The sequence below is a fragment of the Azospirillum endophyticum genome, from assembly GCF_016595245.1.
Lineage (GTDB): Bacteria > Pseudomonadota > Alphaproteobacteria > Azospirillales > Azospirillaceae > Azospirillum > Azospirillum endophyticum.
In genome coordinates this window covers 1-15,179 of the sequence record NZ_JAENHM010000058.1, presented here as the reverse complement: position 1 = coordinate 15,179, position 15,179 = coordinate 1, and the positions used below count along the sequence as shown (strand labels likewise).

General features: G+C 69.4%; 9 protein-coding genes and 1 pseudogene. 3 read left to right on the top strand and 7 right to left on the bottom strand.

Going from position 1 to position 15,179, the window contains the following annotated elements; genetic code table 11:
* Positions 1-2: 2 nt before the first annotated feature.
* Positions 3-1,226, bottom strand: a complete 1,224-nt coding sequence (locus tag JHL17_RS18560) for an acyl-CoA dehydrogenase family protein (protein ID WP_345773837.1) — start codon at positions 1,224-1,226, stop codon at positions 3-5.
* Positions 1,223-1,591, bottom strand: a complete 369-nt coding sequence (locus JHL17_RS18555; protein ID WP_282189331.1) for an acyl carrier protein — start codon at positions 1,589-1,591, stop codon at positions 1,223-1,225. Before JHL17_RS18555 ends, JHL17_RS18560 begins: the two co-directional genes overlap by 4 nt.
* 563 nt (positions 1,592-2,154) lie before the next feature.
* Here JHL17_RS18555 and JHL17_RS18550 point away from each other — a divergent pair.
* Positions 2,155-4,800, top strand: a complete 2,646-nt coding sequence (locus JHL17_RS18550; protein ID WP_200195289.1) for a methyl-accepting chemotaxis protein — start codon at positions 2,155-2,157, stop codon at positions 4,798-4,800.
* 22 nt (positions 4,801-4,822) lie between these two features.
* Here the strand turns inward: JHL17_RS18550 and JHL17_RS18545 are convergent, their stop codons facing one another.
* The 3 genes from JHL17_RS18545 to JHL17_RS18535 all read right to left on the bottom strand — a co-directional run bounded on the left by JHL17_RS18545 (position 4,823) and on the right by JHL17_RS18535 (position 8,942).
* Positions 4,823-5,536 carry a Crp/Fnr family transcriptional regulator gene (locus JHL17_RS18545; protein WP_200195287.1) on the bottom strand — a complete coding sequence of 238 codons (714 nt, stop codon included), beginning with the start codon at positions 5,534-5,536 and terminating at the stop codon, positions 4,823-4,825.
* A 106-nt stretch (positions 5,537-5,642) separates the two neighbouring features.
* Positions 5,643-7,475 carry an ABC transporter ATP-binding protein/permease gene (locus tag JHL17_RS18540; protein WP_247893649.1) on the bottom strand — a complete coding sequence of 611 codons (1,833 nt, stop codon included), beginning with the start codon at positions 7,473-7,475 and terminating at the stop codon, positions 5,643-5,645.
* A gap of 102 nt (positions 7,476-7,577) precedes the next feature.
* The gene (locus JHL17_RS18535) at positions 7,578-8,942 is read right to left on the bottom strand and encodes a GH1 family beta-glucosidase (protein ID WP_200195283.1); all 1,365 of its coding nucleotides are present in this window, start codon (positions 8,940-8,942) and stop codon (positions 7,578-7,580) included.
* A gap of 236 nt (positions 8,943-9,178) precedes the next feature.
* Here JHL17_RS18535 and JHL17_RS18530 point away from each other — a divergent pair, with 236 nt between their 5' ends.
* Positions 9,179-9,991: an energy transducer TonB family protein gene (locus JHL17_RS18530; RefSeq protein ID WP_200195281.1), complete on the top strand. Its 813-nt coding sequence runs from the start codon at positions 9,179-9,181 to the stop codon at positions 9,989-9,991.
* A 96-nt stretch (positions 9,992-10,087) separates the two neighbouring features.
* Here JHL17_RS18530 and JHL17_RS18525 read toward each other — a convergent pair whose 3' ends face one another.
* Positions 10,088-11,506 carry a tetratricopeptide repeat protein gene (locus JHL17_RS18525; protein ID WP_200195279.1) on the bottom strand — a complete coding sequence of 473 codons (1,419 nt, stop codon included), beginning with the start codon at positions 11,504-11,506 and terminating at the stop codon, positions 10,088-10,090.
* Positions 11,507-11,537: 31 nt separating this feature from the next.
* Positions 11,538-13,340 (bottom strand): tetratricopeptide repeat-containing sulfotransferase family protein, encoded by a 1,803-nt coding sequence (locus tag JHL17_RS18520; RefSeq protein ID WP_247893648.1) that lies wholly within the window; start codon positions 13,338-13,340, stop codon positions 11,538-11,540.
* Positions 13,341-13,779: 439 nt separating this feature from the next.
* On the opposite strand from JHL17_RS18520, the pseudogene JHL17_RS18515 reads away from it, so the two are divergent.
* Positions 13,780-15,179, top strand: a pseudogene (locus JHL17_RS18515) (autotransporter domain-containing protein); the annotation flags it as partial.

Below are 15,179 nucleotides of genomic sequence, written 5' to 3'. Positions count from 1 at the left end.
GTTCATTCGAAAGGCCCCAACCCGTCCCGCTGGACGAGAAGCTGAGTGGAGATATGCGACATGATGCGGTCGTTGCCGATCATCAGCGCGGCGGAATGGGCGTCGCGCAGGTGGCGGCCCAGGCTGTAGGGGGTGTCGTTGCGGTAGCCGGCCAGCCCGCAGGTGCGGATCGCCGCCTCCACGATCTCGCGTACCAGTTCCGAGGTGGTGACCTTCAGCGTGCCCATGGCGGTGGCGAAGGACAGGCCGGTCAGCTGCTCGGGCGAGCCGCAGGCCAGCTCGTACTGGCGGATGGCGGTGAGGATGACCGCCTTCATCTGCTGGAGCTTGGCCGTCGCCTCGGCCAGCCGCACGGCCGAGGCCGGGGTGGTGCCGGGCTTGCGCTTGGCTTCGGAACGGACGAAGGCACGGGCGCGGCTGACCGCGTCGGCGGCGATGCCGAGCCAGGTGCTGCTCCACAGGATGTGGGTCACCGGCAGCATGGTCTGGGCCGACAGGTCGGCGTAGGGCAAGGGCAGGATCTGGTCGATGACGCCGGCCGCCTCCAGCCGGTAGCCGTCGGAGCAGGTGCCGCGCATGCCCATCGCGTCCCAGAGCGAGGTCTTCTCCAGCCGGTAATCGTCCTTGGTCACCACCGCCAGCACCTGATCGGACGAGGGTGCGTCGGGGTTGCGCCGCGCGGTGACCAGGATCACGTCGGACTGGTCGCCGTAGGAGATGACGGAGGCGTTCTTCGCCAGGGTGAAGCGGCCGCCCTCGGCCTCCGGATCCGTCGTGACGGCGCAGACGCTGTTGCGGATGTCGCCGCCGGTCTCCTTCTCCGTCGTGGCGGAGCCGAGCAGGAGCTGGTCGGCGGCGATGCGCGCCATCAGGTCGCGGTGCCAGCCGTTGGTGCCATGGTTGACCAGACAGGCAACCTGGATCTGGTGCATGGCATAGATCATGCCGGTGGCGGCGCAGCCGCGGGCCAGGGCGTGGCAGGCCGCCGCCACGTCGAACAGCGAGGCGCCGCCGCCGCCGAGCTCCGCCGGCACCATGACGCCCAGCAGCCGTTCCTCGCGCAGGGCGTCGAAGGCTTCGACGGGGAACCGGCCGTCGCGGTCGACGGCTTCGGCATGGCGCGCGGCGATTTCCGCACCGACGGCGCGCGCGCGGGCCGCGACGTTGACCGGTGCCGGGGCCGAGACCGGCGCCAGACCGATCAGGGCGGCCGGGGCCGCGTTCACGCCGCGCCCCCGTCGACCAGGCCGCGCACCGCGTCGCGGATGGCGGCGATGCTCTCGAAGGTGCGGCGGTTCAGCAGCTTTTCCGGAAACTCGACGTCGAACTCCTCCTCCAGCCCCAGCATCAGGCCGACGCAGCCGTGCGAGGTGAGGCCGGCGGAATAGAGGTCGTCGTCGATGGCGAGCGTCCCGGCATCGACCGCCAAGCCACCGCATTCCGCCAGGACGGAGCGGATGCCGGCGACCATGCCGTCATCGGTTCCGCCGGCGGCTCCACCGGCTGCGGAAGCCTGGAGGCCGGCGGCCCCGGCGCTCAGGGAACCCTGGAAGGACTGATTGGCGTAAGGCGGGCTGGCATCCTGCGGCATTCTCGAATTCCCTCGGGCAAACTTGCTGATCCCAAGCTAGACACGCCACCCCGGTGCTTCCACTCGGCATCGGTATGGCCGCGGCGCTATCCAAGTGATCGCTTTTTCGCCGGTGGGGGTAAGCATAGGGATAGGATCGGTCGATGGCCGCGATGCCTTTGGTGCTGCCTGCTATGGCCATGATCGACACGCATAGGCCTGGGCTTGGCGGTTCGGAAGCAAGGCTTTGGGGGCCAGGATGCGGAGCCTGTCCGGCCGAGCCGCCGGCCGGTCCCCTGCTTTCCCGCATATGAAATTTTTCCACCGTTCCGGAGTAACTCTTCCGTATAGCGGAAGCCGTTGTGCTATCTTTTCGCTGCTGCGGAAAAGGGATTGACGAGACGTCCTCCGGTCGAAAAACATGCAAGAGCCGGTGTGACCGATCGTCGCAAGCACCCCATGCAGCTTGCATTGTCATGATTGCGCACAATGCAGGCTTGCAGTCGACGGAAGCCGCCGGCGCCCGGGCCATTCCTGTGCCGGACGACCAGCGAACTCAGCCGCCCTCAAGGGAAACAGATGCCATGACCACCGTCGCACCCGCCATCCCGCAGCTTGGCGCCGCTCCGTCCGGTGGCCCTTCCGGCCCGGGTGCCGGGCGCCGTCTCGGCGTTCGGGCCAAGCTGATGCTGGCCTTCGCCGGCATGGCGGCGATGACGGTGGCGGCGAGCGCCGTCGGCCTGATGTCCTTCTCCGCGGTCGAGCGGCCGATGGAGCAGATCGCCGACACCAGCCTGCCGGAAATGGGGCTGGCAACCCGGCTGGCTGGCGAAAGCGGCGCCATCGCCTCGGCCGCCCCGATGCTGGACAGCGCCGGCAGCCAGGAGGAGCGGGAAGCTCTCAGGACGGAAGCGCAGGCGCGTGCCCGCGGCTTCCTGTCGCTGTTGGACGAGCTGGCCGCCCGCCGGCCGCAGGACCCGCTGCTGGCGGACGTGCGCGAGACCGGCAACGCGCTGATCGCCACGCTGGACCGGATCAACGACGGCGTGGCGAAACGCCTGTCGGTGCACGACCGCCGCGAGGCCGCCTCCGCCCGCCTCGCCCAGAGCTATGACGGTTTCCTCAAGACCCTGGCGCCGCTGGTCGAGGGGTCCGGCCAGGCCCTGCAGGAGAAGGGCATGGCGCTCGACGGCGGCACCGACCGCGAGATGGGGGCCCTGTCCGACGCGGTGCGCTCGATGATCGCGCTCTACGACCTGCGCGGCGCCGTCGCCCGCTCGCTCGACGCCATGAACCGCGCCGGCACGGCGCAGGACGCCAAGGCCGTCGGCGATCTGCAGCAGACCTATCTGGAGGCCTCGTCCCAGGTGCCGGGCGCGCTCGGCACGCTCGGCAACCGTCTGCCCGCCGACACCGGGGGGAAGATCGAGACGCTGCTGCTGTTCGGCTATGGCAAGGACAATGTGTTCGACCTGCGCCGCGCCGCCCTGGACGGCACCGGCGGACCGGCGGCGGACCGGCAGCTGGCCGAACGGCTGGACGCCGCCCGGACCCAGGCCGCCCAACTGATCGACAGCCTGTCGGTACCGCTGCGCAAGGTGCAGAGCGACATCAAGCGCGCCAATTTCGACATCCGCTCCCAGGTGCAGGAGGCGGTGCAGGATCTGCTCGGCCGCGGGCTGGAGCAGTTCCGCACCAACCTGGAGCTGTCGACCTACGGCACCGCCCTGACCGGCGCCCTGAACGAGGCGGCGCAGGCCCCCGATGCCGCCCGGCTCGACCTGCTGGAGAAGCGCTTCGCCACCGCGTCCTCGTCGCTCTTCGAGCGCATCGGCACGTTGCGCGGGCAGGCCGGCGACAATGCCGCCGGCACCGAGGTGCTGGCCGCCCTGGTGAAGGCGCTGATCGGCTTCGGCCGCGGCGAGGAAGGGGTCATCGCGCTCCGCCGCGGCGAACTGGCGGCGATGGCCGAAACCGAGCGGATGCTCGCCGAGAGCCGCCAGTTGGCCCAGCGCTTCGCCGCCACCGTGGATCGCGAGATCGCGGCGATGCGGGACGAGGCGAAGACGGCGGTCGCCGGCACCGGGGACACCATCGCCGCCGGCCGCAAGATGCTGATCCTGTTCGCCGCCGGCAGCCTGATCGGCGCGGTGGCGCTGGCTTGGCTGGTGGTCGGCCGCCACATCGTCGCCCGGCTGAGTGCGCTGTCGGACTCCATGCGGGCGATCGCCGAGGGCCGGCTGGATGCGCCGATCCCCGCCGCCGGCGCCGACGAGATCGGTGACATGACCCGCGCCCTGACGATCTTCCGCGACACCGCCAACGAGGCCAAGGCCGCCAACGCGCGGGCCGAGGTGGAGCGCGGCCGGGCCGCGGGCGAGCGCCGCCGCGCCATGGTCGAGATGGCCGGGAATTTCGAGACCAGCGTCCGCGGCGTGCTGGACCGCGTCGCCCAGGCGGCCGGCGAGATGCAGGACATGGCCGAACGCATGACCAGCAGCGCCGGCCTCACCGCCGGCGAGGCGACCACCGCCGCCGGCAGCTCCCAGCAGGCGGAAGGCAACGTCAAGGCGGTCGCCGCCGCGACGGAGGAGCTGTCGGCCTCGATCCAGGAGATCGGCACCCAGGTCCATGCCTCCAGCCAGATCGCCCGCAAGGCCGCCGACGAGGCCGAGCGCACCGACCGCACGGTGGAAGGGCTGGCCCAGACCGCCGGCCGCATCGGCGAGGTGGTCGGGCTGATCCAGTCGATCGCCGGCCAGACCAACCTGCTGGCGCTGAACGCCACCATCGAGGCGGCGCGGGCGGGCGAGGCCGGAAAAGGCTTCGCCGTCGTGGCGTCGGAGGTGAAGGGCCTCGCCACCCAGACCGCGAAGGCGACGGAGGACATCTCCGCCCAGATCGCCGCGATGCAGTCGGTGACGCAGGAGGCGGTCGACGCCATCCGCTCCATCGCCGGCACCATCCGCGAGGTGAACGAGATCGCCGCCACCATCGCCGCCGCGGTGGAGCAGCAGAGCGCCGCCACCCGCGAGATCGCCCGCAACGTCGGCGAGGCGGCGGACAGCACCCAGCATGTCCGCGGCAACATCGATTCCGTCGCCAACGCGGCGCGGGAGTCGGGAGAATCGGCCAACCGCGTGCTGTCGGCGTCCTCCACCGTGCAGGAGCAGCTGCGGACGCTGGCCGGTCAGGTCGACGTGCTGGTGGGCGAGATGCGGGCGGCTTGAGGCCGGGGCTTCGGGAGACGGGCTACGGCCCGTCCGCCAGTTCCCGCAGGGCGGCCGTGTCGCAGCGGAAGCGGTTGGGCCGCAGTTCCTCCAGCAGGCCCTGCCGTTTCAGCTCGGCCACGACGCGGCTGGCGGTCTCGGTGGTGATGCCCAGCACGGCGCCGACATCCTCCCGCCCGAAGAAATCGCATTCGCCCCGGTCGTCGACCAGGGTCAGGAACAGCCGGGCGACCCGCGCCCGGGCGCTGCCGGTGCCGAGTTCGACCAGGAAGGCGTCGGCCCGCTCCACCGCAAGATGCCAGCGCCGCATCAACTGCCGGTGCAGATGCCGGGTCTCATCCGACAGGCGCTGGATCACCGCGCGGGGGATCCGGCAGGTCAGGACGGGATGGATGGCGATGGCGGTGTGGCGGTAAGGCTCGCCCAGCGCCGCCTCCAGCCCGGCGGTGTCCCCGGTGCGCAACAGCCGGACGATGCGCTGGCCGCCGTTGGGCAGATACTGCACCAGCTTCACCAGCCCGCTGCGCACCGTGAAGAGGGCCGCCGGCTCGTCGCCGACATGGTAGAGCGCCGCCCCCGGCGCCACCGTCATCTCGTCGATCGGCAGATGGATCAGGTTGAAATCGGGTTCCGTCAGGTCGGCGAACAGCGCCGAGTCCCGGATGCCGCACCCCCGGCAGTTCGCCAGCCCCCGCCATGCCGCGTCGATGCCGGTCTTCTTCACGCTCATGTCCATGATTGGCGGGGCGATTTTTGGGGGGCGGCGATGTTGTGACTACGAACGGTGTCCGCCGCGCAGTGTGGCAGCTTTTCGGAAGGGTTCCAAGATTTCGGAAAACCCCTTAAGCCGCGCTTTCCGCCACCGGCCGGACTTCCCGTCCCTCCTCGCGCAGGGTGACGGCGCCGTTGGTGCGCTCCAGGACCAGCCGGCGGCTGTGATGGGCGCCCAGCGCCGCGTGATGGCCGATGGTCAGCAGGGTGGCATGCGGCAGCTCGCGTTCCATCAGGCTCAGCAGCTCCTCCTCCGCCGGGGGGTCGAGGCTGTCGGTGGCGTCCTCCAGGAAGATCCAGTCGGGGCGGCGGATCAGCAGCCGGGCGAAGCCCAGCCGCTGGCGCTCGGGCACCGACAGCACCTCGTCCCAATGGTCGGGGTCGTCCAGCCGGCCGACCAGATCGGGAAGCCCGACGCCGGCCAGCGCGTCGGCCGCCTGGCCGTCGCCGACCGAAGAGGCTGCACCGGGATAGGCCAGCACCGCGCGCAGGCTGGCATGCGGCAGGTAGGGACGTTCGGGCATGAAGAAGACCCGGGTGTGGGCCGGCAGGGTGATCTGCCCGCGGCCCCAGGGCCAGACGCCGGCTACGGCGCGGAACAGGCGGATGGTCGCCGTGGCGTCGCCGCCGATCAGCACGCGGTCGCCCGGCCGCACCTCCAGGTCGAAGGGGTGGACGACGGCGGTGCCGTTCGGCTCGTCGATGCCGACGCCGCGGAAGGTCAGCGTGGCGTGTTCGTCGGCGCGCACCAGCTGGATGTGGCCGTCCGGCACGTTGCAGACATCGCGGTCCAGCCGCACCAGCGCGTCGTGCAGGTTCAGCACCCGCTCCACCGACGCCCGCCATTCGGCGACGCGCGGCAGGTTGTCGATGGGCCAGGACAAGGCGCCGACCGTCTGCTGGAAGGCCTGCGCCGTCTGCATCAGCACGCCCAGCGTGATCGTGCCGGCGATGTAGCGGGGGGCGGCGACCAGGATCGGGAAGGCGGCGGACAGCACGGAATAGCTGGCGCTGAACACCATCATGTGGCTGAGCGCGCGGGTCTGGCCGGTCCAGCCCCGCACCACCCCGCCGAACAGCCCGGAGAGATGCCCGCGCTCCGCCGATTCGCCGTGCAGCAGGGCGATGGTCTGGCCGTTCTCGCGGATACGCGCCAAGGCGAAGCGGAAATCGGCCTCGTAGCCCTGGCGCCGGTTGACCGCCGTGACCAGCGGCTGGCCGATCAGCATGGCGATGGTGGTGCCCATCGCGGCATAGAGCAGCGCCACGAACAGCAGATGGCCCGGCACCGACAGCTCGGTGCCCAGCAGCGTGACCGACAGGGTGCCGGACAGCATCCACAGGATGTTGGTGAAGCTGATCAGCAGAAGCGCGCAGTAGGTCAGCGAATGGCCGAGGTCGATCGCCATCTCGGCGGTGATGCGGATGTCCTCGGCGATGCGGCCGTCGGGGTTGTCGTGCTCGCCCGGCATGTAGGCGATCTGGTGGTGGCGGCCGCGGCGCAGCCAGTCCTCCAGCAGCTTGCGGGTCAGCCAGTCGCGCCAGCCCATCTGCAGGCGGCGCTTCACCCGCAGATGCAGCACGACGATGACGATGTTGTAGAGGATGATCAGCCCGACCAGACCGATCATGGTCAGGAAGCGGTCCATGGAGCGCTGTTCGAGCGCGTCGAACAGCCGCTCGCTCCACAGGTTGATCAGGACGGGGACCGAAACCTGCCCGACCGTCAGCACGAACAGGGCGACGGTCAGCGCCCAAACCGTCACCCGCGACCGCCCGTGCCAGTAGCCGCCCGCGAGAGCCAGGAAACGGCGGGCGAAGCCGGGCGTGCCGCCGCCGGATGCGTCGACGTCCCGGTCGCCAGCCTTGTCGCCCTTTTTACCGCCGCCTGTCTTGCCGGTCATGCCGCCCATCCCGGGGCTTGCGCCCTCGATCCCTCACCATCCGTATAACTGACGAATAGGGTGTGACAGGCCGAAAGTACAGGGGCAGGGGTGAAGAAAGGCTCAAAGCCTCCCCGTCCTCACCACCTCGGCGAGGAAGCGGTAGCTGTCCTTGGGCGTGCGTTCCAGCGTGTCGTAATCGACGCGCACGATGCCGAAGCGCTTCGACAGGCCGAAAGCCCATTCGAAATTGTCCAGCAGGCTCCAGCACAGATAGCCCGTGACGTTGCAGCCCTCGGCCAGCGCGCTTGCCACCGATTCCAGATGCTCGCGGTAGAACAGCACCCGCTCGGCATCGTGGATCTGGCCGTCCGGCGTCACCACGTCGTCATAGGCACAGCCATTCTCGGCGATGAAGACGGCGGGGTTGGCATAATCGGTGCGGAGTTCGGTCAGCAGGTCGTACAGCCCCTCCGGCTGCACCGGCCACGCCATGCCGGTCCAGCGCCGGCACTGCGCCTCGCCCCAGCCGACAGCGAAGGGCCGCCCCTCCTCATGCTTCATCGTCATGCGGGAGTAGTAATTGATGCCCAGCAGGTCGATGGGATAACGGATCGCCTCCTCGTCGCCGGGCAGGACGAACTCCGCCATCTGCTCGGCCAGCAGCGCCGGGATTTGTCCGCGCGTCAGGCCGTCCAGCGCCACCCGGTTCCATACCGCGTCCCAGCGGGCGGCGGCGGCCACATCCTCCGGCCGGTCGCTGTCGGGAACGGCGGGTTGCAGATTGAGGACGGTGCCCAGCGTCAGGCCGGACCGCTCCGCCGCGATGGCGCGCAGCGCCGCCCCCTGCGCCAGATTCTGGTGGTGCAGGGCGCGCAGGATGCCCTGTTCGCCCAGCCGGTGCCCGGGGGCATGCTCGCCCACGCCATAGCCGAAAATGGCGACCACGTTCGGCTCGTTCAGCATCATCCAGGTCTTGACCCGGTCGGCCAGCCGGGCGGTGACGATGCGGGCGTAATCGGCGAAGGGGCCGACGATCTCCCGCCCCTGCCAGCCGCCGGCATCCTCCAGCGGCTGCGGCAGGTCCCAATGGTAGAGGCAGGCCATCGGCGTGATCCCCGCCTCCAGCAGCGCATCGACCAGCCGGTCGTAGAAATCGAGGCCGCGCGTCTCCACCGCCCCGGTTCCCGCCGGCAGGATGCGCGGCCAGGCGATGGAGAAGCGGTAGCTGTCGAAGCCCGCCGCCTTCATCAGCGCGATGTCTTCCGCGTAGCGGTGGTAATGGTCGCAGGCGACGGCGGCGCTGCTGCCGTCCATGATGCGGCCCTGGGCGGTGAAGCTGTCCCACACGCAAGGCCCGCGCCCGTCGGCATCCAGCGCTCCTTCGATCTGGTAGGAGGCGGTGGAGGCGCCCCAGCGGAAATCCGGCGGGAAGCTCAGCGGCTTGGCATCGTCGGCCAGGGACACGGGCTGGCTGAAGCTGTCCATTCTTATCCTCCCACGGGGATGGTCCGGTTTCCCAGCATGCCGCAGCCGGCAGCGCTCCGCCATGGGACAAGCGGGCGCGGCGGTGGATGCAGGCGGACGGCGGACGGGGAAGGCCCGCCGGCAGTCCGCGCGCCGAGACAGAGCGGACTGGATGGAAAGGCGGCGCGCATGGCAGGTTCATCCCAGATATGGGATTGGAGCCCTCAGGGCGTTGCCGCGAAAAGGGACACTCGACGATGGCCGACTTCGACCTGGAGCGGAACGGGCAGCCCGGCACGCCGGAGGGCTCGAACACCGCGGTCCGCTGGGGCCTGCTGCTCTCCGTCGCCTTGCATGCCGGTGCCGTCGCGCTGCTCGTGACAGGCGCCGAACCGCCCGTGTACCATGCCCCCGCATCCCCGATCGACGTCACCTTCATCGAGCCCGGACCGGCTTCGGCCCCCGCGCCCGAACCGTCGGAAGCTCCGGCTTCGGCTTCGGCGGCGGCGTTGCCGGCGCAAGACGACGACAGGGTCGCGGAAACGCCGCCACAATCTGCCGACGGGCCGACCGCCGACACGCCTCCCCCTCCGCCGACCTCTCAGCCGGCCCCGGACGCCGCCGAGCCCGCTCGGCAGCCCGTCGCCGCGCCGCCACCGCCCGCCCCGGCGCCCGCCCCCGCGCATCGGCCACCACCCACCAAGCCGGCAGAGGCAAAGCCGGCGCATGCCGCTCGACCGTCCCCGCCGCCCCTGCCGTCCGATTCGGCGGCCGCGTCGCCGCTGGACTCGTTGCCCAACGCCTATGCGGGGCTGATCAAGACCCGGATCGCCCTCGCCATGATCTACCCGGAAAAGCCCGGACGGGACCGGCGGCAGGCGCTCGTCGTGGTGCGCTTCCACATCATGGCCGACGGCAGCGTCACGAACCTAGCGGTCGTCCGGAGCTCCGGCCGCGACATCCTCGACCGTGCGGCGGAGGACACGATCCGGCACTCCACCCCGTTTCCTCCCATCCCCGCCACCGTCGGCAGCCGATGGATCGATATGACGGTGACCATGAAATACTGAGGCCGGGGGCGGTGCACCGGGCAAAGCCGTCTATCGGCTGGACTCCGCAGCCGGTCAGGCCGTGGCGGTGATGACGTGTGCCTAACGATGCCGACCTCACGGTGGAAACTGGGCCGCGCCGCGCCGTCGGCTCTCCGCCCGGAGCCGCGCGGCGACCTCCCGCACCGGTTCGTCCCAGCAGCCCGGGGCAGTCTGCCGGTGAAGCGTGGCGACCGGATACCAGGGGCTGTCGCCCTGCTCCAGCAGCCAGCGCCAGTCGGGCGCGAAGGGCAGCAGGAGCGACACCGGCACCCCCATCGCCCCGGCCAGATGGGCGACGGCGGTGTCGACGCTGACCAGCCTCTCCAGCCCTCGAAGGATCGCCATGGTATCGTCGAAATCGGCGATCTCCGGCCCGAAATTGATCAAGGGCGCCCTGCCGAAATAGCGCCCGATCTCCATCGCCGCCGGACCGATCTGCAGCGACACGAAGGCAACCTCGTCCAGATCCAGGAGCGGCGCCAGCCGATGCAGGTCCAGGGAGCGGTTGTGATCGTTGCCATGGGTCGGCCGCCCGGCCCAGACCAGGCCGATGCGGCGGTACCTCCGGGGAACCAGTTGATCCAGGCGCCGTTTCCACCAGGCGGCCAGTTCGGGATCCGCATCGAGATACGGCGTCGCGGACGGAATGGTCTCCAGGGTCGTGCCGAACAGCCGCGGAAGTCCCGACAGGGCGCACCAGGCCTGGAAGTCCGGCAGGCTGCCCCAATCCTCATGGATGCGGTGCTCGTCGACAAGCTGCCGCAGAATCGGAACCATCTCCGCGCTGGCCGCAACGATCAGGTCCGGGCCGAGGGCTTCGACCAGGGGCAGGTAGCGTGCGAACTGGATCACGTCGCCGAACCCCTGGTCGGCGACGAGAAGCAGCCGGCCGCCATCCGGCAGCGGCCGGCCATCCCATTGCGGAGGCGGGGCGGTGCCGCGCGCCTCCAGCAGGTGAGGCGGAAGCGGCGGCGGGGCGCCGGGCAGGCGGAAGCGCCATTCATACTCGTCCCAGCCTTCTTCGAAGCGGCCCGACAGAAGCAGGGCCTCCGCCAGTTCGAAGTGGGGGCCGGGCATTTGCGGCGCCAGCCGCAGAGCGCACCGGCTGCAGGCGACCGACCGCCCGATCTCGAGACGGTCGTAGGAGGTGATCGCGAGATTGTGGAGGGCGTTGACATCGCCGGGCTCGATGGCTGCGGCAAGGCGCCCATGCCGGGTGGCCTCGTCCAACCGGCCGGCGCGCCGGAATTCCTCGCCCAGGCCGCTATGGGCGGTCGCGTTGCCCGGCTGCAGCCGAACGGTGCGCCCGAACCACCGGATGGCACCGTCCGGCCGCCCGGCCAGATGGGCAGCCAGCCCGGCAAGGCAGAGCGCCTCGGCAGCGGCCGGTTCCAGGGCGATCGCATGGCGGAGAGCCGGCTCGGCACCGGCGGGCCTGCCCTCGTTCAACGCCACGCCGGCTCGGCTCAGAAGGTCCCGCAGCGCGGTTGTCATGGGGGGCGGGGTCATGCCGATCCGGGCCGTCCTAGATTTCATAGCCGAGCGTGCGGATGGCAGGTTCCATCAACGCCAGCACCGGTTCGAGATGCCGCAGGTAGGCGCGGTAGCGGTACAGGGAGCGGCTGTGCAGCTTCTCCGTGACTTGTGCGTAGCTGGCGGTACGGGCATAGCGCCTGTTCTCTTCGAAGCGCAGGCAACGCCGGTTGAAGCCGACGTCCAGGAAGGCCAGGAGCCGGCGGACGTTGGGTTCGAGCCGGCCGACGAGATCCTCGTAGCGCAGCGGAAGATAGCGCAGCGGCATCTGCTGCCGGTAATGGGCGACGAGCTCGATCATGCGGAGGCAATGGCGCGCCGCCGTCTCCAGCTCGGTCGCGCACTGGAAGCCGTGCGTCAGGTCCTGCGACATCATCGAGACCAGAACGTCGAGAGGGTGGCGCAGGACATGGACCACCGGGGCGCCCGGAAACATCAGCGCGATCAGCCCCAGATGCATCTCGTTGAAGGGCATCTTGTCGGTGAACAGCCGGTGGCCGGCGTCGATCGGCACCAGCTTGCGGGCTTGGCGCAGATACTCGTCGCGCAGACAGTCCAGCCCATCCTGCTGGTCGCCCATCCAAAGCTCCGAAAGGGCCTCCGGATAGGCCAGCGGGCTGCCGAGCATGCGCGGCAGCGCGACGGTGAGCTGCGAAAGCACCGGCAGCTCGTCGCCGGCGGCGATCGCCGGGTGGGAGGACAGGATCTGCTCGACCAGCGTGGTCCCCGACCGGGGGGCTCCGACGATGAAGACCGGCTGCGCTCCCAGCGGGCGCGTTTCCGGCTGCGGCAGCCGACGCAACCGCGGCGCGATGAAGAAGCGGGCAAGGCGCGTGGTGAGGTCCGCGGCCTCCGCTTCGGCATACTGCTTGCCCGCTTCCCGGATCAGGGCCTTCCCCTGGAGCATGGCGGCGAAGGCTTCATCCGGACGCCCCTGACGATCCAGGATGCGCGCCTTTTCGAGCAACTCGTCCGACGTCGGGCCGGAGGGGCGGAGGGCGGCGGCGTCCAGCACGGCGAGCGCAGCCTCCGGCGCCCCTTGCCGGGCCAGCAATGCGGCTTCGAAAGCAGCGGTGGGACGGTCGGGGTCAAGCCGCTTCCCGCGCGCCAGGAAGCGGGAGGCATCCTCCAGGGCGCGGCCGGCCTCCTCCGTTCTCGCCCAGCCCAGCCATGTCAGATGGATGGAGGGAGCCAGGACGACCGACTGCCGGTAGAGGGCGCGCGCTTCGTCGATGCGGCTCTGGAGCTTCAGGTTCCAGGCCAGATTGGCCAGCGTGATGCCGTCCGGTTCGGCGAGTTCCAGCGCCTGGCGGTAGTGGAATTCGCCGATATGCGGGCAATGGCCGGTCGTCAGGACCATCGCCAGAAGCGCATGGGAGGTGGCGTTGTCGGGGGCGAGGCGGACGGCGTTGCGGGCCTGGACCTCAGCCTCGGGCAGACGGCCCGATTGCAGGAGCAGCCCGGCGAGTTGCTGCACCGCCGCCAGATCGTCCGGCGTCAGGCGCAGGATGCGGGCAAGCAGGACGACCGCCGCGTCGGTCTTCCCGGATGCCTGCAGAAGCTGGGCGAGCAGGGCCAGCGCGCCGGCATGGCCGGGCGCGGCCTCGAGGATGGCTCCGCACGCCTTGCGCGCGGAGCCGGTATCGCCGTCCTGCAGCGCCGCGGCGGCACGTTCGGCCTCGGCCGAGATCCACTCCGGCGCCGGGTCCGGCAGGTCGACCTCCGAAAGGTCGCAGCACCGGCTTGCACGCAAGCCGCTTCCGCAGCCACAGAGATCCTCGGGGTTGGTCAGCAAGGGCGGACGGTCCTGGAGCAATCGCGGTCTCTTGTGGCGAAGTCCGCCACGGTTGACGTAGCGCAGCGGCGACGATGGGGAATTGGGCCGGGCAATGCAAGCCGTACACACCGATAGAGCGCCAGCGTTCCTTCATTCGTCCAAGTTTGACCCATCCGCCGCTTCATCGATAGGCGGCGCGTGAAATAAATCTTCGACATAACTCGTCACAATTCAGAACAACATGTCGCATTGCAACAGATGAATCGATTCTAACCAGAGGCCAAGACGCATATGAACGATCTTGGGCACTTTTTCTCACAGCCTACCGATAAAGTTTTGAAGTAATTCTCAAGGGAGGCTCAAGGAAAGTTGCGAAAATACCGCTATCGGGTAAGAATTTCTCCCTTTAGTAGTGCAATCGACGCCTCTGCGAGCAAATTGTTTTGCAGGTAAGTCGATGCGCAAGCCCCTGACTAGTCGCAAGCCCAGCCGTACCCGCCCTGGAGTTGCAGGCCATCTGCCCGTCATGGTGTCGGCGCCGCTCGCGCTTGGCGTGTCGCTGGTCGGTTCGGCGGCCGATGCCCAGCAGATCATTTCGACCCGCACCACGACCACTCTTTATACGACGCAAAGCAATATCCTGATCACCAACACGGGCGCGATCAGCGACGACGGACCCGGGTCGGCGAACGAGCTCTATACCGGCATAGGCATCCGATCTCCGCTGGGATGGACATTCACCAACAACGGGACCATCAAGGTATCGGGTGAGTTCCATGTCTATCCGCAAGGCTCGGGCGTCTACAGCACCTACACCGGCACCCTGACGAACACCGGGCTCATCAGTGCGCTGAATGCCTCTTCCGGTGTCTACAGCGGAAATTCGTCAGGCGTGAGCTTCATGCCGATCACGAATTTGGGAACCATCATCGCCGACTACAGGGCGATCTTCGCCAAGCACAACGCCTCCATCGTGAACGGGTCGGCGAGCGACCGGTCGGCGCTCATCCGGAACTACCGGACGCCGAGCGCCAGCCATGCCGCCATCGATATCGGCGGGGGTTCCGCCGCCGCCAACACGATCGTCAATTACGGGACGATCATCGGCACGGCGGATGCCATCGCCACGACCGGCGCCACGACCATCACGAACTACGGCATGATCCAGGCCGGAACAGGCTACAACGCCGTCAATTTCCGAAGCGGATCGAGCAACATCCTGGCCCTCAAGGACGGCAGCCAGATCACCGGCAACCTGCGGTCCGCCGTCACCGGCAGCAACGCCGTGACGCTGGAGGGGAGCGGCACGCTCAGCGGAACCATCTCCGGCTTCGCATCCCTCACCATGAGTGGAACCGACTGGTCGCTCAACGGCGCGGGCACCATCACCGACACCGCAGTGCAAAGCGGCATCCTACGCTTCACCGGAACGCTGGCCAGCGCGGTGGCCGTGAACAACGGCGGCACGCTGGTCAGCACCGGAACCGTGAACGGCGCCCTGAACGCGGCGAGCGGCGCCACGGTGGTTCCGACCTCGGCCGGCGCGCCGGGCACGCTGACGGTCAGCGGCGCCTACACCCAGTCGAACGGCGCCACCCTGGCCATCCACACCACCCCGACGGACAGCAGCAAGCTGGCGGTCGGCGGGGCCGCCAGCCTGGACGGCACGCTCGCGGTCGTGTCCAGCGGAAGCGGATACGCGCTGCCCATCCAACACACCATCCTCACCGCCGCCAGCATCACCGGCGCCTTCGCCTCGGTCACCGAAAGCGACCCCACCCTCACGCCGACCCTCACCTATGACAGCGCCAACAACAGGGTCCTCCTGACGCTGACGTCCCCGCCGCCTCCCCCTCC

Excerpts from the sequence above, each read along its gene's own strand:
- JHL17_RS18555 (WP_282189331.1), bottom strand. The coding sequence starts at position 1,591 with ATGCCGCAGGATGCCAGCCCGCCTTACGCCAATCAGTCCTTCCAGGGT.
- JHL17_RS18530 (WP_200195281.1), top strand. The coding sequence starts at position 9,179 with ATGGCCGACTTCGACCTGGAGCGGAACGGGCAGCCCGGCACGCCGGAG.
- JHL17_RS18535 (WP_200195283.1), bottom strand. The coding sequence starts at position 8,942 with ATGGACAGCTTCAGCCAGCCCGTGTCCCTGGCCGACGATGCCAAGCCG.
- JHL17_RS18525 (WP_200195279.1), bottom strand. The coding sequence starts at position 11,506 with ATGACAACCGCGCTGCGGGACCTTCTGAGCCGAGCCGGCGTGGCGTTG.
- JHL17_RS18545 (WP_200195287.1), bottom strand. The coding sequence starts at position 5,536 with ATGGACATGAGCGTGAAGAAGACCGGCATCGACGCGGCATGGCGGGGG.
- JHL17_RS18540 (WP_247893649.1), bottom strand. The coding sequence starts at position 7,475 with ATGACCGGCAAGACAGGCGGCGGTAAAAAGGGCGACAAGGCTGGCGAC.
- JHL17_RS18550 (WP_200195289.1), top strand. The coding sequence starts at position 2,155 with ATGACCACCGTCGCACCCGCCATCCCGCAGCTTGGCGCCGCTCCGTCC.